The organism is Nocardia sp. NPDC055002, assembly GCF_053608825.1.
The window spans coordinates 384,438-404,493 of sequence record NZ_JBSGWE010000002.1; the positions used below are offsets into that span (position 1 = coordinate 384,438).

Consider the following 20,056-nt stretch of genomic DNA (forward strand, 5'->3'; position numbering starts at 1 on the left):
AGTGTGGAGTGTCTAGCCTGGAAGAAGTGCTCGGCGACTCGGAGGAAGCCATGAGCGACAGTGCCAGACAGGCCGCTAGGTCGGCCAAGGGTAAATCGACGATCGGCAAGGCAGCCCTGGGTAAGGGCACCCGGGTGACGGGCAAGTCCCGCGACCGGTTGCAGTCCCAGCTGAAGAAGCAGTACGAGGCGGGCGCGTCCATTCGCACCCTGGCCAGATCCACCGGCCGCTCGTACGGTTTCATCCACAATGTGCTGGTCGAGTCACATGTAGAACTGCGTGGGCGCGGTGGCGCCAATCGGCGCAAGAATCCGGCCGACTGACCGCGCGCCGCGCGACGGTGCCGTTACCAGCCTGCGACGGCTCCGTCGCCACGGACCAGCAGATTGGCCAGGCTGGCGAACAGTGGCAGGCCGGTCTTGATCTCGAGGTACGCGAACTGTCCCTGCGGGTTCACCTCGAGGAAGTAGTACTCGCCGTCGCTGCCCAGGCGCAGATCGACCACGCCGAAGCTGAGTCCGAGCGCTCCCATCAGGGTCGCGAGGGACTTGCTGACCGACGCCGGTAGCCGATCCGCTGCGAACGCGACCGAGGTGTCGAGCCGGGAATCGATGCGTCCGACGCCCGCCTGGGAGTCGATGCGCACACTCCACTCGACGCCGTCGACCCAGACGACCCGAAGATCACAGCTGGCCTCCACGTAATCTTGGAACGTGGTCGGCGTCGACCGGATCGACTCGAGCCTGTTCAGCTCGGGCCCGGTGATGATCCTCGTCTCCGAGAACTCGCCACGGCCGGTGCCGGTGCGCTTGTACACCACTGGCCCGCACCGGGATTCGACGAAACTACGCGCCTCGTCCGGGTCGTTGGTGACCAGCGTTTCCGGGATCGTGAAACCCGCCCGCTGCGCGGTTTCGAGCTGGACGATCTTGCGGCTCGCGGTGCGCTCGGCGGCCGGATCGTTGACCCAGTACGCCGGGATCGACCACAGCATGCCCTGCAGGAATCCGTCACACTCGGCCTGGCGGAACGCGTCGTCGGCCGCGCGCACGCCGGTGGGCACCCGGCACGGGTGCGGCCTGCGCCACCACACGGCGCGGACGTCGTCGAGACCGTGGACATGTGACATCGCGCGGTTGGTGCCCGCTTTGTCGAGCCGGAAACTCCCTGTCTCCGTGGGGAAATCGCGCAGGTCGAGCCGGATCGGGTCGAGCCCGTGGTGTTCGCGCAGGGTCGACGCCAGCGCATCGGCGTGCAGGTCGTCGGTTTCGGAGACGATGAGCACGGCGTCGGTAGCGCCTTCCATGACTTGCGCGGCCGCTTCAGTCGAGGCTGTCGCAGTTGATGCCGTCGCGGAAGGTGAACGTCGCTCCGGTGACACCACCTCGTTCGGCGATGCGCAGTTTCGCCGCCCAGCCACGGGTCGCGCGGGCCAGTTGCTCGTCGCCGAGCGCCTCCGACGGTTCCGGCGCGAGGGTGATCGGCCGATCGACGAGCTCGACGCGCATGCGCCGGGTGAAATCGGCGGTGGCGCCGGGGCGGATGTCGACCCGCACCTGACGTTCACCGGCGCTCGCACGGTCTTCGGTGAGCCGGACGATGTCACGGCGGTCGAAAGTCCAGGTACCACCGTCGACCCGCACCGAGATGTCGCGATCGGACTCGGCCACCAGCAGTCCGCGCAAGGCGGGGCCCCGATCTCGGGACGACGCGGTAGCGGGGAGGTGGATGGCGTCGGTCATGGGCACTCACTCCGATCTTCTCGTCTGCTCGCGATTTGCCAGAACCCCAAAAGGTGCTTCGGATCATAACGTGAACGCGTGGTCCGCCGAGTGGGTTCGCAAGATTTGCGGAGCGCCGGGCAAACCGCCGAGCGGCGCGTGATCGCCTTGTGGGGAAAGAATTTCGGACAACTCGGATGTGGGAACTGGGTTCACCCGGGCAATCGGGCAGCAAACGCAGAGGACAACGGCGCGGCAGGCCGCTCCGGGTCTGTGCCCGATGGTGCCTGCCGCGCCGTGGGTGGTGTCTAGAGGCCGAGCAGTTCGGGATTCTCGGCGAGCTCGCGGAAGTGGTCGGCCGGGTTCGCGACGAGTCGGCGGGCCGTCAGATCCATCGCGCCCGCCACGACGGTGATCTCCGCGGCGACGGTCCCGTCGAGCTTGATGATCTGGTGGTGGAAGCGGAAGACCTTCTCGCCTTCCTTCCAGTCGAACACACACGTCACGGTGACCTCGTCGCCACCGCGCAGCTCGCGCTTGTACTTGATGGTCGACTCGAGCACCACCGCGCCGACGCCGCTGGCGATGAACTTGTCCTGCGGGATGCCCGCCGCGCGCAGCAGCTCCCACCGAGCGTGCTCGCCGTACTGGTGATAGACGGCGTGATTGAGATGGCCCTGGGTGTCGAGCTCGTAGCCGCGGACGAGGACCGGTACGGAGAACGTCATACGGCGTATAACCGGGGGCTCGCGCGTGCTTGTTCCCGGTGCGTGTGCAATCTCGGACACATTCCGGGCGGTCCGGTATGGCTGCCGTGGCCTTACGCCCATTGCGATCGCCGCCGCCCCGGCCGGAAATTTCACGACGCGCGCGGGCTCTACCAGGTTGTTCGGTCGGATTCGCGCTTGCCATTGACGGCGCCCGCAAGCTGGGTCATCATTGAGCCAGCGGGCATTCGCGTGCTCAAAATGGTTGTGAGACAACGAAGTTCCGGCCAGGTTGGGCTTTCTACGGCGCTTACGCCGGTGACCCCCGCTTCTCGGCCCCTCGCAGCGCACTCTCGATGACCCCATCAGCCCGGCCTTCAGGTCAGGGCTTTTTTGCTGCCCGAACAGGGCCAGATGGGCATCGCCAGGCTGCGACCGGCGCCGAGAACATCTCCCGATCTCGACCGTATGACAGGACTGCAATGAGTTCACCCAAACTAGGGCGCGATGTCATCTTCGACTACATTCGCGATGCCGGCATCGAGTACATCTTCGGTGTTCCCGGCACCCAGGAAATCCCGCTGATCGACGCCACCACCATTCCGGAGAACGGTGTCGAGTACATCCCGACCCTGCACGAGAACATCGCGATGGGCGCCGCGATGGGGTATGCCCGCGCGTCGGGCAGGCCCGGCGTCGCACTGGTCCACATCACCCCCGGCGCCGCCAATATCGTCGGAAACCTTTTCGACGCGTACACCTCGAATATTCCGGTACTCGTTCTGTGCGGCCAGCAGCACAGTGATCTGCTGATCCAGGAGCCGCTGCTGGGATCGGATCTGGTCCGGACCGCGGGCCAGTACACGAAATGGGCGCACGAGATCCGCAGCGCGGACGAGATTCCGCTCGTCATGCAGCGTGCGTTCAAAGAATTGTTCACGCCGCCGTTCCGGCCCGTGTTCCTCTCGATGCCGTGGGATTTCCTGATCGAGCAGCCGACCTTGCAGGAACCGGCCCGCTCCACCCGGATCGCGCACGCGGTGACGGGCGACGAGGCCGGGATCGCGGCGGCCGTCGAGACCCTCGCCAACGCGAACAACCCGGTGCTGCTGGTCGGTGACGGCGTCGGAGAGGCCGGCGCGTGGCCGGAGATCGAAGGTCTCGCGAACCTGCTCGGCGCGGCCGTGTACTCGGAGTTCCAGGCGAGCCGGATGAACTATCCGAACGACCTGCCGCACTGGCAGGGTGAACTGGCGCCCATCCAAGACGGCATCCACATGCAGTTGCGTGGCTACGACACCATCTTCCTGATCGGGGTGAACTCACACGCCCAGATCTCGATCTTCCGCTGGGACAAGGGTCCGATCCTGCCCGCGGACCTGGTTCAGGTGGCGCTGCACAATGATTCGTGGCAGATCGGCAAGAACTATTTCACCGAGGTCGGTGTCCTCGGTGACATCAAGAAGACGCTGCCGCCGATCATTTCCGGTATCGCCGCGAGCCCGCACTTCGACCTCGCGTCGGCGCAAGCGCGCAATGCGAACATTCTGCGGCTCGGTGCGCAACGCGACGCCGCGTTCTCGGCCGACGCCGAACAATTCCAGCTGCTCGATTCGGCGGCCGTAGCCGAACTCGAGAGCGTCGATTCGGTGGTGTCGGAAGAATCCGAGGCCGTTGTCGTCGATGTCCCCGTGCCGATTCCCGGTCAGCAGGTGGCGTTCGCGCTGGCGGAAGTGCAGAAGACCCTCGATCGGCCGATCACCGTGCTCAACGAAGCGTTCTCGATCGCCAGCAGCTTGCAGAAGGTGGTTCAGTACGATTCGCCGGACGCCTACTTCTGCACCTCGGGTGGTTCGCTGGGATTCTCGTTGCCCGCGTCGATCGGATTCTCCCTCGCCGTGCGCGAGGAGCGCTACATCGTCAATGTCATCGGTGACGGTTCGGCGCTGTTCCACACCAATTCCTGGTGGACCAGCAGCAAATTCGATCTGCCGGTGCTGTACATCGTCGTCAACGACGCACAGTATTCGTCGCTGGTGATCGGGCTCGGGCTGATCGAACGGGTCTACGGCTGGCGGCCGACCAACCCGGCGACCTACCTGAGCCTGGGCGAACCCGAACAGGATTTCGTGGACATCGCCAAGACGTTCGGTATCGACGGAAAGGTGGTCGACGACGGGCGCAAACTACAGCGCGCGATCGAACGCGGATTCCGGGCGGTCGCGGACGGCAAGCCCTATGTCCTCGATATTCGCACCGCCCCCGCCCTGCCCCCGGCGCTGCCGCCCGCGGTGGATGTCCTGCTGGCGGAAAGGTCGAGTGCCGACGCGGAATACGTAGAGAAGCTGCGCGACATCGGCCCTCCGTGATCCCCCGGGATTAGCTGATCGTGCTGCCGGGTGGACGGCGACCGTGACATTTGCCATCGGTCGCCGTCCACATCGGTATCTACCTGCCCTCGGAGCGGGCTGCGATTCTCAGTCGAGAGACCGACGCCTACGAGAATGGAACGCTATGCACAAGCTTGTCCGGCTCCGAAATGTCATGACAGTGCTGGCCGCGACCGCGGTGTTCGCGACCGCCGCGTGCGGCAGCGATACCGAATCGGCCGACGCGCCGGCGCCCACCACGACCGCCGCCGCCGTGGCGAAGCCGACCATCGTGCTGGTGCACGGCTCGTTCTCGGACAGTTCCAGCTGGGACACGGTCGCGGGCAAACTGCGGGCGCAGGGCTACCAGGTGGTCCAGCCGGAGAATCCGCTGCGTGGACCGAGTTCGGACGCGGCCGCCGTCACCTCGGCGATCGCGAACGTCACCGGGCCGGTCGTGCTGGTCGGGCATTCCTACGGCGGTGCCGTGATCAGCAATATGCACCGTCCGGACGTCAAGTCCGCGGTCTTCATCGCGGGCTTCGCTCCGGCGAAGGGTGAACCGGTACAAGCACTCTCGGATCCCGCGAAGTACCCGGGCAGCAAGATCGGTCCGGCATTGCAGATCAAGCCCACCGACACCGGGGCCGAGGTCACGCTGAAACCCGAACAGTTCGGTGAGGTCTTCGCTCAGGATGTCAGCGCCGATGTCGCGGCGCAGCTCGCCGCGCGTCAGCGGCCTACCTCCGCGGCCGCGCAGGCCGAGCCGAGCGGGGACCCGTCCTGGGCGTCGACTCCGTCGTGGTACCTGGTCTCGACCGAGGACCAGATCCTGCCGCCCGCGGCGCAGCGCTTCCAGGCCGATCGCGCGAAAGCTCAGGTCAGTGAAGTGAAGTCCTCGCACGCGTCGCCGGTGTCACATCCGGACGAGGTGGTCGCGACCATCACCGCGGCCGCCCGCTGAACCATCGAAGCGCCGGAAAACCCGACGGCACAGTGCCGTCGGGTTTTCCGGTGTCCCGGCCACGTGATGTCGCGACCGGTCGAGCTCACAGCCAGCCGGCATTGCGGGCGATGCGGATCGCGTCGATGCGGTTGCGCCCACCGATCTTGGTGATCGCGTTCGACAAGTAGTTGCGCACCGTCGCCGGTGACAGGAACAGAGTGGTGGCGATCTCGTCGGTGCTGATCCCGGTCTCGGCCGCCCGGATCACATCGGCCTCACGGGTGGTGAGCGGACTGGTACCGGTCTCGAGGGCTGCGGCGACCAGGTCGGTGTCGATCACCCGCTCACCGGCGACAACCTTGCGGATACTGTCGGCCAGCGTCTGCGCCGGTGCGTCCTTGACGACGAAACCGCGCACCTGCGCGTGCAAGGCGCGCAGCAGATAACCCGGCTGACTCAGCCCGGTCAGAATCAGCACCTGGGTTTCGGGCACCTGTTCGTGAATGAGCTTGGCGGCGCTGAGTCCGTCCAGGCCCGGCATGTCGATGTCGAGCAACGCGACATCCGGGCGCGTGCGCAGGATCTCGGCGATGACATGGTCGCCGCGGTCCAGTTCCGACACCACGTCCATGTCTTCCTCGCGGGAGAGCAGCGCCACCAGCGCGCCCCGGATCATGTGCATGTCCTCGGCGACGAGCACGCGAATCATCATGTCCCCCCTGGGATTTCGACGCGCAAGTGAAACAGGCCGTCCTTGCTGTGTCGCGCCGACACGGTACCCGACAACGCCGCCGTCCGCTCCGCCAGACCGGACAGGCCGTTGCCGGCCCCCGGCTTGCGGTGCGCCCCGTCGTTGACGATCTCCAAGAACAACGTGCCGTCCCGCCGGCCGGCTTCGATCCAGCACGTGCGGGCGGCGCTGTGCCGCAGCACATTGGTGATGCCTTCGCGAGTGGCCCACGCGAACGCGTCGTCGACCTCGGGCGCCATCGGCGGAAGATCGATGTGATGGTGGGTGTCGATCCCGGCGGCCGACAGCAGGGCAGTGGCCCCGGCGGCTTCCGTGCGCAGGGAGATGGTGTGCTCGCCCAGGGTGACCCGCCGCATCGCTTGCAGTGTCTCGCGGGCGAGTGCGGCGATGCCGTCGATTTCCGATCGTGCCGCGCCCGGATCGCTGGGCAGCAACGCCGCGGCCAGATCGCCCTTGAGCGAGACGGCCGACAGGCTCTGCCCGAGGAGGTCGTGCAGGTCGCGCGAGACCCGAAGGCGTTCTCGGCCCGCGGCCTGCTCGGCGAGATCGGTGCGGGTGCGTTCGAGCTGGGCCACGGCGCGGACCAGCAGCGCCACGCCGACGAGGCACCCGGCGATGGCGGTGAACACGACCACGACCTCGATGGCGGCCGCCACCGGGTGTCGTGACGCGACGCGGTCGGCGGCGAACAGCGTGCCGACCGCGGTGACGGCGATCGGGGCCGCGCAGAGGAATACGCGCGGCAGGCCGCGCGAGAGCAGTGCGGCCGAGGCGACGAAGAACACCTGGCTGATGCCCCACGCCGTCGGTGACCAGATCATCGGTAGGTACACGAGACCACTCAGCAGTGTGAAGGTCATGGGCCAGCCCCGCGGGCGAGGGGCGTCGGCGCTTCCTGGCTCGCGGTCCGCGCCGACCGTGCCGAAGGCGTGGTACAGGTGGACGGCGACCACGGCGACCGCCAGTATCCACCACAGCGAGGCCGGGCCTGCCTGCTCGGTTCCGGCGAAGGTCGCCCGTGCGGGCGCCAGCGCGCCGGTAGCGCAGGTGGTCCCGACGAGGAGGAACCGCGCGGTCTGCGCGGTCGCCAGCCAGGGACCGAGGAGCGGGCGCGACACCTCGGTCATCCGAGTTCCCCTGTCGTGGTGGCGGTTCTGGGCTCGACGGCGGAGTCGAGCTGCCAGCGGCCACCCACCTGATGGACAGTGATCAGCACCGGTTCGGTCGGTCCGTCGCGCAGGAGCCGCGCCAGCAGGTGGCGCAGTTCGGCGCGCAGTGGTTCCTCGGACGGTGCCGGCGGTCCTTCGGCGGGCAGGTCGATGCGGGCAACGACACCCGCTGCGGCGAGAAGTGTTGTAGTGGAAGCGAGCTCACGGCGAAAGTCGGTCTGCTGGAAACTGCGGATCAGTTGCCGCGCCTGGGCGAGGCCGCTGCGCGAGGTGGCGACGAGCTCACCGAGTTCGACGCGTGCCGAGACCGGGTCGCTCCGTGCGGCGAAATTCGCCGCACGATCGGCGGACTCGGTGATCGCCACCAGTGCGGTATGTACGGTTCGGGTGACGGTGCGGTCGATCCGCAGTCGTTCGCGGGCGACGGCCTGTTCGGCGAGCGCCGCACCTGCGCTGCGTAGCCGACGCAACGCGACGACCATCCAGACCAGCGTGTAGACCGCGACCACCCGCATCGCGGTTGTGACCAGCAACCAGATCGCCTCCTGCTCGGTCGCGCCGAGCAGTGCCGCCGACGGCGCGACGGCGGCGATCAGCACTACCGCGATGGGCAGGGCGAGCACGGGTCGCAGCGTCAGCGCGACGACCACCGCCACGATGTGCACGGTGTTCAGCCACGCGACGCCGAGGACCGGCGCCGCGCCGACCACCAGTACGGCCAGCAGCGCCGAGGTGATGGGCGCTGCCGGCGGGACGGCGTCGCGGACAGCGAAGGCGATGTGGCGGAGATAGACCGACAGGCACACCGCGAGCAGGGCGGCGGTCACGGCGAGGTCGGGTCGATGCCCGGTGTCGGTGGTGACGGTCGCGATCAGTGTCAGGGTGCCGAGCGCGAGCGCGGCCACGACGGTGCCCGCCGCGGCGATGTCCACGGCGTCGCGGGGAATCCGCGCCGACAGCCCACGCAGCACGCCGAGGGCGGCGCCGGTCCGATCGGGCCGGGTCGCGTTCGACGAAGGCGCACGTTCCAGTATGACCGCTACCACCCCATGACTGTTCCGCGAGCCGCGACCGCCCGCCAGAAACCAATGTAGACGTTCACCGATGACATTCGTCATCGACGAATGTCCACATCTATCTCTAGCCGTGGTTCGAGACCGTGCGGGATTGTGGGAATCGGCCATTCATCGGGGCGGCGGTCACCTGGTAACGAGTTCATCCCCCAAGAAATTGGGGCCTGGTGAAATCCATTGGGCGACAGTAAGTTTGGGCCTAACACCGGGTTGCGGGGGCATGTATACCCGGGACCGGAACCTTGCGGGGGCAGGTTCGGGCGATCGCCGCCACACCACGCGCACATCACTGTCGATGCGTGCTTCAAGCACTGTTTCATCTCGCTCGACCGCAACTGCGGTAGGCCGCTGTTCGCGGCTTTGCGGTGCCTATCGCACAAGATTGGACCTCGATCATGACAACCATCGAGCATCTGTTCGCGCGACGCGTGCACAGCGTCGATCGCGACACCGAATCCGGCACGACATCGACGACACCGCGCCTGCTCGGGGTGGCATCGGCGAATCCGCCCACGCGGTACAGCCAGCGCGAGCTGGTCGATCTGCTGGCCATCGATGACCCGAAGATCCGCGGTGTCTTCCTCAACGGCGGGATCGAGCACCGCTATCTCACTCTGCCGCCGGTCGACGACGCGGGGCAGTTCCGGTCGGAGTCGCAAGGCGACCTGCTGCGCAAGCATCGACGGTACGGCGTGGACACCGGGGCGGCGGCGATTCGGCGATGCCTGGCCGAGATCGGCAGACAGCCGCAGGACGTGGATTACCTGGTCGCGGTGACGACAACCGGGTTTCTCACCCCGGGTTTCAGCGCCCTGCTGATCAACGAGCTCGGTCTCGCGCCGAGCACCGGGCGCCTCGACGTCGTCGGGATGGGGTGCAACGCAGGGCTCAACGGCCTGACCGCGGTGGCCTCCTGGTCGGCCGCCAACCCGGGCAGGCTGGCGGTCCTGGCCTGCTCCGAAGCATGCTCGGCGGCTTACGTTTTCGACGGAACGATGCGGACCGCCGTGGTGAACAGCCTGTTCGGCGACGGCGCCGCCGCCCTCGCGATCAGCACCGGCGAATCGCACGAAGGCACCGACACGGACACGCAGTCCCGTGCACCACAACTGATCGGTCGCGCCAGCTACATGATCACGCGGGCGGTGGACGCGATGCGCTACGACTGGGACGACGATGCCGGGAAGTTCAGCTTCTATCTCGACAAAGAGGTTCCCTACGAGGTCGGCGCCCACGTCGAGCGGGTCGTCGACGAACTACTCGGCGACGCCGGGCTCCGGCGCAAGGACATCGCCCAGTGGATCGTGCACTCCGGCGGCAAGAAGGTGATCGACGCGGTGAAGATCAACCTGGGTCTGACCACGCACGACCTGCGCCACACCGTGAGCGTCATGCGCGATTTCGGGAATCTGTCCAGCGGATCGTTTCTGTTCTCCTACGAGCGGCTGCTGGCCGAGGGCCGCGTGGCGCCCGGCGACTACTGCGTCCTCATGACGATGGGTCCGGGATCGCAGATCGAGACCGCGCTGCTGCGGTTCTGAGCGCCGAAGGGTGAAAACCATGCTGTGGAAAGGCAATTCGTGACTGAGATGATCACCACCGAAGTGGCGGCCGACGGTGCACTCGCACCGGAACTGACCGCGAGCGTGCTCGCGGCAGCGGTGCGGGCCGAGGACGCGTCGGCGGCCGGGGGAGAGTGCGTGGTGGTACTGCGCATCGGCGGTGCGGCACCGGGTTCGCGATTCGCCTGGCCGGGTCCGGTCAGCGTCGGCGACGTGAACAAATGGGAAGGCGCGCTGCGCCGTCTCGAGCAGGTCCCCGCGCCGGTCATCGCCCTCGTCGACGGCGACGCGTACGGGCCCGCCGCGGAGCTGCTGCTCGTGGCCGACTACCGGATCATGGCGGCGGGCACGGTCTTCGAGCTGGCGGCGAGCGAGGGCGGGGTGTGGCCCGCGATGGCGGTCTACCGGCTGGCCGGTCAGGCCGGTGGTGGTCCGGCCCGGGAATTGGCGGTACTCGGCAGGGCGCTGTCGGCCGAGCGGACCAGAGACTGCGGCCTGGTGGACGCCGTCATCGAGCCCGGCGCCGAAGCCGACTCGATCGCCGCGGGCGCCATGCTTTTCGGCGCGGTCTCGGGAATCGAGATCGCGATCCGGCGCAGGTTGCTGCTCGACGCGCCGAGCACCCGGTTCGAAGACGCGCTCGGCGCGCATCTGGCCGCATCGGACCGCGCGCTGCGACGTGAACGGGCGGCATCGTGACCATCGTCATCACCCCGCGCACGATCGTGGGTCAGCTCGACTACGACATGGCCGAATTGCGCGCTGCGGCAACTGAACACGCCGCTTTGCTGGAGTCACTCGGACCGGTTCCCGACCGGGACGAGACGGCGGCCGCCGCGGCCGCGGCCGCGCACCGCGTGCTGCGCCGCCTGCGTCGGCAGTTCCTGCGCCGGCACCTCGCGGTGGTCTACGGGACGGCCACCGACGACCTGCGGCGTGGTCTTCGGCTGAGCGCGCTCGCCGCGGCCGTGACCGTGCTGTATCCCGGCCTGCTCCCGACCACCGAGCAGGTGCACGCCGACGCCGCGGTGGCGCAGCCGGCGAAAGAGGGCTGGGAGATCGATCAGGGCATCTTCTTCCAGGCCGTGTTCGCGGACCCGGTCCTCGGCAATCACCTTCTGGACGCGATGCGCGCGCCCACCGAGGCCGCCCTCGACCTGATCGCCGACTTCCGTGCCACCGGCACGATCACACTGCCCGCGGCGCGCCTCGAGCGCAGCGGCAGCACCTCGACGATCACGATCACCAACACCGATTGCCTCAACGCCGAGGACAACCAGCACGTCGCCGATATGGAAACCGCGGTCGACCTGGTACTGCTCGACCCCGAGACCCGCGTCGGCGTGGTCCGCGGCGGAGTGATGGACCATCCGCGCTATCGCGGTCGCCGAGTCTTCAGCGCGGGCATCAATCTCGCCCACCTGCACCAGGGCAAGATCTCCTTCCTCGACTTCCTGCTGGGCCGCGAGACCGGCTACATCGCGAAGATCCTGCGCGGACACACCGAGGACGCGGCGAGCTGGCCCGCCGTCCCGGCGACCAAACCCTGGGTCGCGGCCGTCGATTCGTTCGCGATCGGAGGCGGGGCACAGCTGCTCATGGTCTTCGATCGGGTCATCGCGGCGACCGACAGCTACGTCAGCCTGCCCGCCGCGCAGGAGGGCATCATCCCGGGCGTCGCGAACCTGCGCCTGGGACGATCGGCGAACTTCCGGCTCTCGCGTGAGGTGATCCTGTGGGGCCGCAAGATCTGGGCGACCGAATCGGACGCGCGGTCGCTGATCGACACCGTCGCCGAACCGGCCGATATGGACCTCGAAATCGACAGGGCCGCAGCCAGACTCGCCTCGCCCGCCGTGGTCGCGAACAAGCACATGCTGGTCGTCGCCGAGGAACCGCAGGACGTGTTCCGCCGTTATCTGGCGGAGTTCGCGCTGCACCAGGCGTTGCGGCTGTACTCCCCGGATGTCATGGCCAAGACCGAGCGGTTCGACCGCAAGGCGCCGCGATGACCACCGTGGCGACATCGAACACCGTCGAGTACCGCAAGCACGGCCATCTCGCGACGGTGGAACTCAACCGGCCGCGGGTGCTCAACGCGATGAATCGCGCCATGCACGCCGAGCTGGCCGAGATCTGGGACGACATCGAAGCCGACGACGACATCTGGGCCGTCGTGCTGAGCGGGGCGGGGCGGCGGGCGTTCTCGGTCGGGCAGGACCTGACGGAACTGGCCGAGCGGATCGGCGACGGCGCCTGCACCCGGTCGTCGTTCGGCAGCGCGGGAAAGCCGGGGTATCCGCGGCTGACCGAACGCTTCTCCTTCGCGAAACCGATCATCGCGAAGGTGTCCGGGTACGCGCTCGGCGGTGGGTTCGAGCTCGCGCTCGCCTGCGACATCGTGATCGCGTCGACCGACGCCCGATTCGGGCTCCCCGAGGCGAAACTGGGATTGATCCCGGGCGCGGGCGGGGTCTTCCGGCTGCCCCGGCAGGTGCCCTACCGCGTCGCGATGGGACATCTGCTCACGGGCCGCCCGATGTCGGCCACCCGGGCCTACGAGCTGGGTGTGGTCAACGAGGTGGTCGACGGGTCGGAACTGGACGCGTGCGTCGACCGCTGGGCCGCCGACGTGCTCGCGTGCGCGCCCCTGTCGATTCGCGCGATCAAGGAAGCCGCCGCGCTGTCGGCGAATCTGCTACTGCCCGCCGCCTTCGAGGCCGACTACCCGTGGGAGCGCGTCCGCGCCGACTCGGCCGACGCGACCGAGGGCCCGCTGGCCTTCGCCCAGAAACGTCTACCGCACTGGACCGCACGGTAGGACCAGACCGACTCGATTGCTTGAGGATCTTCATGCGAACACCCGATACCTACATCGCCGCCCTCGGCTCGTTCCTCCCCTCGACCGTCACCACCGAACAGGCTGTCGCACAGGGCTTGTACTCCGCCGAGACCGCCGAGATCCACGAGCTCGGCGGCGCGGCGGTGGCCGGTCCGATCCCCGCGCCGGAGATGGCGTTGCGCGCCGCGGAAGTCGCGGTGAAACGGTCCGGTCTGGCCGCCGACGAATTCGATCTGCTGCTGTACGCGAGCACCTGGCTGCAAGGCCCGGAAGGCTGGCTGCCACATCCCTACCTGCAACGTCACCTCGTCGGGCCGATCCCGGCGTTGGAGATCCGGCAGGGTTGCAACGGAATGTTCTCCGGCCTGTCGATGGCATTCGAATACCTGCGCGCCGATCCCGGCCGGCGCACCGCGCTGCTGGTGGCGGCCGACAATTTCGGCACCCCGCTGATGGACCGGTGGCAGATGTCGGCGCTGTTCGTCGCCGGTGACGCCGCGTCCGCGGTGGTGCTGAGCAAGACCGACGGCTTCGCCCAGCTGATGTCGGTGTGCCACACCTCGATTCCCGAAGCCGAGGAGATCCACCGGGCCAGTGAACCGATGTTCCCGCCCGGTGTCTCGCTCGGGAAGTCGCCCGACTTCTTCGCCCGGCTGCAGGAGATCACCGCCAAGGTGGCCGCGGCGCCCGACTCGCCCTTGGGTGCGGCACTGGCGCGGGTGCGCGAGCAGATCCCGGTGGTGGTCGGCCAGGCGCTGGCCGACGCGGGCATCGAGCTCGGCGACATCGCCCGCGTCGCGTTCCTGAACTGTTCGCGCGAGGCCACCGAACAGCGGTGCATGGTGCCGCTCGGATTGCCCATGGAGATGTCGACCTGGGAATTCGGGCGCGATATCGGCCACTGCTCGGCCAGCGATCAGATCCTGTCGTTCGAGCATCTGATCACCACGGGTCAACTCGGGCCCGGTCAGTACATGCTGCTGTTCGGCTCGGCGCCCGGGGTGCTGCTGTCGGCCGCGGTCATCAAGGTTCTGCGTGATCCGGGGTGGACCGCGTGAGCGTCCATCCCGATCTCACGTCCGTCGCATCCAGGAACGAGAACGCTATGCCCCACCCAGTCTCCGACAACGCCTCCCACACCCCGGTAGATCCGGTGGCGGTGATCGGCATCGGCTGTCGCTTCCCCGGCGGCGTCGGTTCCCCCGCCGACTTCTGGCAACTGCTCTCGGCTGGGCGCGACACCTACGGCGAGATACCGCCGCAGCGCTGGTCGCGATATCGGCACCGCACACCACAATTCGCGACCGCCATCCAGAACACCGTGACCCGTGGCAGCTTCCTCGACGAGATCGAGCGCTTCGACGCGGAATTCTTCGGCATCTCCCCGCGTGAGGCCTCGCTGATGGACCCGCAGCAGCGGTTGCTGCTCGAGGTCACCTGGGATGCGCTCGAGCAGGCCGGGATCGCGCCGCGAGAACTCGCGGGCAGCGAGACCGGTGTGTTCGTCGGCGTCTGCACGGGTGACTACGGCGCGCTGATGCTGGAGGACCTGGCCAGCATCGAGGCGTGGACCGGCATCGGCGCGGCGACCTGTGCGGTCGCCAACCGGTTGTCGCACTCGTTCGATCTGCGCGGACCGAGCATCGCGGTGGACACGGCGTGCTCGGCCTCGCTGGTGGCGCTGCACCTGGCCGCCCAGAGCCTGCGCAACGGTGAGTGCGACCTGGCGATCGTGGGCGGGGTGAACCTGATCGTCACCCCCGGCCAGACGATCACCCTCGACGCGGCGGGCGCGCTCGCCCCCGACGGCCGCAGCAAGGCCTTCGACGCCTCGGCCGACGGTTACGGCCGTGGCGAGGGCTGCGGCGTCGTGGTGCTGCGCCGCCTGGACAGCGCGCAGCGCGCGGGAGACGAGGTGCTCGCGCTCATCCGGGGCAGTTCGGTGAATCAGGACGGCCGGACCAACGGGATCATGGCACCGTCGGGCGAAGCGCAGGCCCACGTCATGGCGCGGGCCTGCCGGCACGCCGGAATCGACCCGGCCACTGTCGATTTCGTCGAGGCGCACGGCACCGGCACCAGATTGGGCGACCCGATGGAAGCCGAGGCGCTCGCCTCGGTCTACGGATCGGTGCGTCCGGTCGGCGACCCCTGCCTGATCGGGTCGGTGAAATCGAACATCGGCCACCTCGAGGGGGCCGCGGGCGTGGCCAGTGTGATCAAGACGGTGCTGGCGTTGCGGCACGCCGAGATCCCGCGCACGCCGCTGTCGACCGAGCTCAATCCGGACATCCCCTGGGACACATCGGGTATTCGGCTCGCCACCGAGCACACCTCGTGGTCCGAGGGCAGCAGTCCGCGGCGGGCGGGTGTGTCGGGCTTCGGCTACGGCGGCACCGTCGCGCACCTGGTGCTGGAGGAAGCGCCCACCGCGCCCCTGCCACCGGTCGCGCCGCCGCGCACCGAGCTCGACGGGCTCCGGCTGTTTCCGCTCTCGGCGGCCTCCGATGCCGCCCTGCGCGCGTACGCGGATCGGCTCGCGGAGTGGGTCAGCGACCGGGCGGGCGCGGTGTCGCTCGACGCGGTCGGCCGCACCCTGTCCCATCACCGGTCGCGACTGAACCACAACGCGGCCGTGGTGGCCCGCGACGAGCACGAGTTGATCGCACGACTGCGGGAACTGGCCGCCGCACGGCCGGACCCCGGCGTCGTGACGGGAACCGTGGCCGCCGAATTCGGTAAGGGCCTGGTGTGGGTCTTCTCCGGACACGGTTCACAGTGGCGCGGAATGGGACGCGAGCTGCTCGCCGTGCCCGAGTTCGCGGCGGTGGTCGACGAGGTGGAGCCGATCTTCCTGGCCGAGATCGGCTTCTCGCCGCGACAGGTACTGATCGACGACGAGATCGACGGCGTCGACCGGATCCAGACCATGATCTTCGTGATGCAGACGGGTCTGGCCGCGATGTGGCGGGCCTACGGGGTGAGCCCGGACGCCATCATCGGCCACTCCGTCGGTGAGATCGCCGCCGCCGTGGCCAGCGGGGCGCTGCCGCTCGCCGACGGCGCCCGGCTGATCTGCCGGCGCTCGATCCTGCTGCGCCGGGTCGCGGGCAACGGAGCGATGGCGATGGTGACGATGCCGTTGCAGGATGCCGACGAAAAGCTCGGCGGCAGAACTGATCTGGTCGCCGCGATCGCGTCATCGACCGTGTCGAGTGTGCTGTCGGGTGACCCGAGCGCGATCGAGGAGGTGCTGGCGCAGTGGCCCGACGACGGGATCGGGGTGCGCCGCGTCGCCTCCGATGTGGCGTTCCACAGTCCGCACATGGACCCGCTGCTCGCCGAGCTCGCGGCGGCGGGCGCCGACCTGGAGTATCGCCCGCATTCGGTGCGGATGTACTCGACCGCGCTGCTCGACGCTCGTGCCGAACCGGCGACCGACGCCGAGTACTGGGTCGCGAACCTGCGAAACCCCGTGCGGTTGGCGGGCGCGATCGAGGCCGCGCTGGCCGACGGATTCCGCGACTTCCTCGAGATCTCGCCGCACCCGGTCGTCGCCCACTCGATTCGGGAAACGCTCGGCGAGAGCGGAATCGACGACGCGTTCGTCGGCACGACCTTGCGTCGCGACGTTCCCGAGCAGCAGGCTTTCCTGGCCGCGCTCGGCACCGTGCACTGCCGGGGACTGCTCGTCGACCTGGACCGTTTGCAGCCGCCCGCGGCGCAGGCGGACCTGCCCGGCTACGCATGGCAGGGACGTCAGCTCTGGCACGCGCCCTCGGTGGCCGGTCGGGTGCCCGGCCAGGGGCACGCGGCGGCCTCGCACACCCTGCTCGGCACCTCGAGCACCGTCGCCGGGAGCGATCTGCGGATCTGGAACACGGTGCTGGTGGACGAGAACCGCCCCTATCCGGGCAGTCACGCGCTCAACGGCGCCGAGATCGTGCCCGCCGCCGTGCTGGTCGAGACCTTCCGGCAGGCCGGTGCGCTCGGTGACGCCGCGATCGAGCTGGCCGGAGTGGCGATGCGGCATCCCTTGCTGACCGACGGTGAGCGTGAGGTGCAGGTCGTGCACGATCCGGATCGTGGGCTGCTGCGGATCGCGTCGCGGACACCGGGGGAGGACCCCGAGCGGGAAGCCGCCTGGCTGATCCACGCCGAGGCGTCGTCGGTGCCGGTCGAAGCCGGGGTGCCGCTGCCCACGGCCCTGGACGACCCGGCGGCACGCCGGATGTTCCCGGTCGAACCGGGTGTGGTCCATCAGCGCCTGGCCGCGGTCGGGGTGCCGGAAACCGGGTTCGAGTGGCGTGTCGAGGAATTGCTCTTCGGCGCCGACGTGGTGCGCGCGCGAGTGCGCGTCGCGGCAGACGCCAGCGCCACCTGGGCGCCGGTACTCGATGCGGTGATGTCGATCGCGCCCGCCGCGTTCGGCGGCGAACCGGTCCTGCGGATGGTGGTCCAGATCGATGACGTGCGCTGCGCCGGTGAGCCGGCCGACGAGGTGATCATCGAGGTCGCCCTGGATCCGAAGCGCACCGATGTCGTGGACGGGTTGGTCGCGACGGTGGACGGCACGGTGATCGCCCGGGTCACCGGAATGGAGTATCCGGTCATCGACCGTCCGGCCGAGGACGATTCAGCGGCCGGCTCGGCGCTGTCCGGTCCGGTGCTGTCGCTGGAGAACCTGACCACCGAGCAGGTGCGGGAGCTGATCGCGGCGGAGGTGTCGGGCACGATCGCCGCGGAGATGCGCTTGCCCGATCCGGCGGATCTGAATCCGCGGCGTCCGCTGCTGGAACAGGGACTCGATTCGGTGATGACGGTGACCATTCGCAAGAAGCTCGAGAAGCGGTTCGGCCACAAGTTGCAGGCCACCGTCTTCTGGCAGCAGCCGACCGTTGTCGCGATCGCCGATCATCTGACGGAGATGCTGACGGCGTAGAGCGGTGTCCCGCCGCCGTGCCGCGTCCTCGATCAGGTCCGGTACGGCGGCAACGGGGTTCGCCGGGTGCCCGGCGTCAGGCCCGGTGGGCATTGCGCTCGTCCCACCACGCGGGCGCGTCGACGAAGTGGTTGTCGAATTCCTCCTGGGCGGCGACGAATTCCTCATGGGTGGCGTCGCCGTGGATGAGCCGATCGAGCAGACGGAAGTACTCGAAGCGCTGGACGCCGGGCATCAGGGCGATGAGGATGCGCGCGCCGCTGTCCGGGGTGGCGCCGAAGGCGTGCGGCATCTGCCGCGGGACGACCAGCGAGCCGCCCGCGCCGACGGTGAGGATGCGATCGCCCGCCATGACCTGGAGTTCGCCGTCGGCGACGTAGAACAGCTCGTCGGAGCGGGTGTGGAAGTGCGGAGCGGCGCCGTCGGCACCCCGCGCCATGGTGACCTCGAGCGTGCTCACCGCACCGTCGCTGGCGTTCGCATCGGTGAGCAGGCGCATCCGCACGTTCTCGGTGCCCAGCGTCTCGGCATCCTCGGGCAGGCAGAGGGCGATGTCGCGGGTGTTCGTCATGACCATTCCGTTCGTCGATTGATAATTCGCCACCGAACTATATCTCAGCGAATAGAATCGTGTCCATGGATGAACGCGAACCGGACGTGGTGGATGCGATCACGGCGCAGTGGCAGCGGGAGCGACCCGAGCTGGAACTCGAGGCGATGGCGGTCTTCGGCAGGCTCGGCAGGCTGATGACCATCGCCACGGCACGGATCGAAAGCGTGTTCACCGCACACGGTTTGCAGCGTGGTGAGTTCGATGTGCTTGCGGCGCTACGCCGTTCGGGTTCGCCCTTCGAGCTCAACCCGTCGGTACTCGCCGACACCTTGATGCTGTCGCGCGCGGGGATGACCGGCCGTATCGACCGGCTCGAAGCGGCGGGCCTGGTCCGCCGCATCGCCGACCGCGAGGATCGCCGCGCCGTGCGGGTGGCGCTCACCGAGCAGGGCCGGGCGCTGGTCGACACGGTGGTCGTGGCACACACCGAGAACGAGACGGCGATGCTGTCGGTGTTGACGCCCGCGGATCGTGCCGCCCTGGACCGGATCTCGCGAACCCTGCTCGATGGGTGGGCGAGCTGACCTGCCGATCCCGGCCGGGGAAAGGGCGCCTCGTGATGATCCCGCCGCGCGCAATCGGGGAAAGTTCGGTGGCCATGGAGGCGGGAATCGAACCCGCGACATCCGTCCTGTGGAGTCGGCGTTCTACCTGCTGAACTACTCCATGGCCACGCCGAGCCTAACTCAGGATTCCTTGCGCCGCACCGAGGCTTCGACGAGATCCAGTACGGCGGAAAGGTTTTCGTTGGTGTGACCCGAGGCGATACGGGCGATGAGGCCGTCGAGAACCAGGTCGAGGTAGCCGAGCAGGACGTCGGTGGGGACGTCGTCGCGCAGGGCTCCGGCGGCCTTGCGACGCTCCAGGCGGGCCAGCGTCGCGGCGGTCAGTTCGGCCGAACGCTGGGTCCAGCCCGCGCGGAATTCGGGGTCGGTGCGGACTCTGCGCGCGATCTCGAGGCGGGTGCCCAGCCAGTTGAATTCCTCCGGACGGGCGAGCATATCGCGCATCACCTGGACGATGCCCTGGTTGGCGGCGACTTCGGCCATGCGTTCGGCGTCGTCCTTGGCCAGGGCGAAGAAGAGAGCGTCCTTGTCACGGAAATGGTGGAAGATCGCGCCGCGGGACAGGCCGATGGCCTCTTCCAGGCGGCGCACGGTGGCGCCGTCATAGCCGTATTCGGCGAAGCAGCGTCGTGCACCGTCGAGGATCTGGCTGCGGCGCGCGGCGAGGTGGTCGTCGCTGACCTTGGGCATGATTCCTCCAACTAGCGGATACACGGACCCCCGCCCCGGCGAACCGAGACGGGGGCTGTCGCATTATTCACGGGCACACGAATGCCCTTGTGGCGCAACACCTCA

The 20,056-nt window shown here is 68.4% G+C and carries 18 protein-coding genes and 1 tRNA gene; 10 read left to right on the forward strand and 9 right to left on the reverse strand.

The window, feature by feature from the left end:
• Window positions 1-50 precede the first annotated feature (50 nt).
• Window positions 51-323 carry a helix-turn-helix domain-containing protein gene (locus tag ACWF99_RS09010; RefSeq protein ID WP_266290315.1) on the forward strand — a complete coding sequence of 91 codons (273 nt, stop codon included), beginning with the start codon at window positions 51-53 and terminating at the stop codon, window positions 321-323.
• Window positions 324-346: 23 nt separating this feature from the next.
• Here the strand turns inward: ACWF99_RS09010 and ACWF99_RS09015 are convergent, their stop codons facing one another.
• The 3 genes from ACWF99_RS09015 to ACWF99_RS09025 all read right to left on the reverse strand — a co-directional run bounded on the left by ACWF99_RS09015 (window position 347) and on the right by ACWF99_RS09025 (window position 2,449).
• Window positions 347-1,306 (reverse strand): MvdC/MvdD family ATP grasp protein, encoded by a 960-nt coding sequence (locus ACWF99_RS09015; protein ID WP_378627141.1) that lies wholly within the window; start codon window positions 1,304-1,306, stop codon window positions 347-349.
• A 16-nt stretch (window positions 1,307-1,322) separates the two neighbouring features.
• A complete protein-coding gene (locus ACWF99_RS09020; protein ID WP_452535555.1) occupies window positions 1,323-1,742 on the reverse strand; it encodes a hypothetical protein in 420 nt (139 codons plus the stop codon).
• Window positions 1,743-2,029: 287 nt separating this feature from the next.
• On the reverse strand, window positions 2,030-2,449 hold the full coding sequence (locus ACWF99_RS09025) for an acyl-CoA thioesterase (protein ID WP_378627144.1): 420 nt from the start codon (window positions 2,447-2,449) through the stop codon (window positions 2,030-2,032).
• A gap of 461 nt (window positions 2,450-2,910) precedes the next feature.
• On the opposite strand from ACWF99_RS09025, the gene ACWF99_RS09030 reads away from it, so the two are divergent.
• Window positions 2,911-4,797, forward strand: a complete 1,887-nt coding sequence (locus ACWF99_RS09030) for a thiamine pyrophosphate-binding protein (RefSeq protein WP_452535556.1) — start codon at window positions 2,911-2,913, stop codon at window positions 4,795-4,797.
• 145 nt (window positions 4,798-4,942) lie between these two features.
• Window positions 4,943-5,761 carry an alpha/beta hydrolase gene (locus ACWF99_RS09035; RefSeq protein WP_452535557.1) on the forward strand — a complete coding sequence of 273 codons (819 nt, stop codon included), beginning with the start codon at window positions 4,943-4,945 and terminating at the stop codon, window positions 5,759-5,761.
• 85 nt (window positions 5,762-5,846) lie between these two features.
• On the opposite strand, the gene ACWF99_RS09040 is transcribed toward ACWF99_RS09035, so the two are convergent.
• Genes ACWF99_RS09040 through ACWF99_RS09050 form a run of 3 tightly spaced genes read right to left on the reverse strand, consistent with a single transcriptional unit; the run spans window position 5,847 to window position 8,709 of the window.
• On the reverse strand, window positions 5,847-6,452 hold the full coding sequence (locus ACWF99_RS09040) for a response regulator (RefSeq protein WP_378628320.1): 606 nt from the start codon (window positions 6,450-6,452) through the stop codon (window positions 5,847-5,849).
• Window positions 6,452-7,621 (reverse strand): sensor histidine kinase, encoded by a 1,170-nt coding sequence (locus tag ACWF99_RS09045; protein ID WP_452535558.1) that lies wholly within the window; start codon window positions 7,619-7,621, stop codon window positions 6,452-6,454. Before ACWF99_RS09045 ends, ACWF99_RS09040 begins: the two co-directional genes overlap by 1 nt.
• Complete coding sequence (locus tag ACWF99_RS09050) at window positions 7,618-8,709, reverse strand: hypothetical protein (RefSeq protein ID WP_452535559.1); 1,092 nt, start codon at window positions 8,707-8,709, stop codon at window positions 7,618-7,620. Before ACWF99_RS09050 ends, ACWF99_RS09045 begins: the two co-directional genes overlap by 4 nt.
• Window positions 8,710-9,131: 422 nt before the next feature.
• On the opposite strand from ACWF99_RS09050, the gene dpgA reads away from it, so the two are divergent.
• Genes dpgA through ACWF99_RS09080 form a run of 6 tightly spaced genes read left to right on the forward strand, consistent with a single transcriptional unit; the run spans window position 9,132 to window position 18,082 of the window.
• Window positions 9,132-10,277: a 3,5-dihydroxyphenylacetyl-CoA synthase DpgA gene (gene dpgA / locus ACWF99_RS09055; protein WP_378656104.1), complete on the forward strand. Its 1,146-nt coding sequence runs from the start codon at window positions 9,132-9,134 to the stop codon at window positions 10,275-10,277.
• Between the two features lie 48 nt (window positions 10,278-10,325).
• Window positions 10,326-10,997 carry an enoyl-CoA-hydratase DpgB gene (gene dpgB / locus ACWF99_RS09060; RefSeq protein WP_452535961.1) on the forward strand — a complete coding sequence of 224 codons (672 nt, stop codon included), beginning with the start codon at window positions 10,326-10,328 and terminating at the stop codon, window positions 10,995-10,997.
• Window positions 10,994-12,310 (forward strand): (3,5-dihydroxyphenyl)acetyl-CoA 1,2-dioxygenase DpgC, encoded by a 1,317-nt coding sequence (dpgC, locus tag ACWF99_RS09065; RefSeq protein ID WP_452535560.1) that lies wholly within the window; start codon window positions 10,994-10,996, stop codon window positions 12,308-12,310. The genes dpgB and dpgC overlap by 4 nt, the downstream gene beginning before the upstream one ends.
• Window positions 12,307-13,119, forward strand: coding sequence for an enoyl-CoA-hydratase DpgD (gene dpgD / locus ACWF99_RS09070; protein WP_452535561.1), 813 nt, complete (start codon window positions 12,307-12,309; stop codon window positions 13,117-13,119). The genes dpgC and dpgD overlap by 4 nt, the downstream gene beginning before the upstream one ends.
• Before the next feature lie 32 nt (window positions 13,120-13,151).
• Window positions 13,152-14,198 (forward strand): ketoacyl-ACP synthase III family protein, encoded by a 1,047-nt coding sequence (locus tag ACWF99_RS09075; protein ID WP_378627154.1) that lies wholly within the window; start codon window positions 13,152-13,154, stop codon window positions 14,196-14,198.
• A 47-nt stretch (window positions 14,199-14,245) separates the two neighbouring features.
• Window positions 14,246-18,082, forward strand: a complete 3,837-nt coding sequence (locus tag ACWF99_RS09080) for a type I polyketide synthase (protein WP_452535562.1) — start codon at window positions 14,246-14,248, stop codon at window positions 18,080-18,082.
• A gap of 76 nt (window positions 18,083-18,158) precedes the next feature.
• On the opposite strand, the gene ACWF99_RS09085 is transcribed toward ACWF99_RS09080, so the two are convergent.
• Entirely contained in the window at window positions 18,159-18,653 is a 495-nt protein-coding gene (locus ACWF99_RS09085) for a cupin domain-containing protein (protein ID WP_378656115.1), read from the reverse strand.
• A 65-nt stretch (window positions 18,654-18,718) separates the two neighbouring features.
• Here ACWF99_RS09085 and ACWF99_RS09090 point away from each other — a divergent pair, with 65 nt between their 5' ends.
• Window positions 18,719-19,219, forward strand: a complete 501-nt coding sequence (locus tag ACWF99_RS09090; RefSeq protein ID WP_378627158.1) for a MarR family winged helix-turn-helix transcriptional regulator — start codon at window positions 18,719-18,721, stop codon at window positions 19,217-19,219.
• 69 nt (window positions 19,220-19,288) lie between these two features.
• Here ACWF99_RS09090 and ACWF99_RS09095 read toward each other — a convergent pair.
• Both ACWF99_RS09095 and ACWF99_RS09100 read right to left on the reverse strand, forming a co-directional pair.
• A tRNA-OTHER gene (locus ACWF99_RS09095) sits at window positions 19,289-19,364 on the reverse strand.
• A gap of 17 nt (window positions 19,365-19,381) precedes the next feature.
• Entirely contained in the window at window positions 19,382-19,951 is a 570-nt protein-coding gene (locus ACWF99_RS09100) for a TetR/AcrR family transcriptional regulator (protein WP_358072240.1), read from the reverse strand.
• Between the last annotated feature and the right edge of the window lie 105 nt (window positions 19,952-20,056).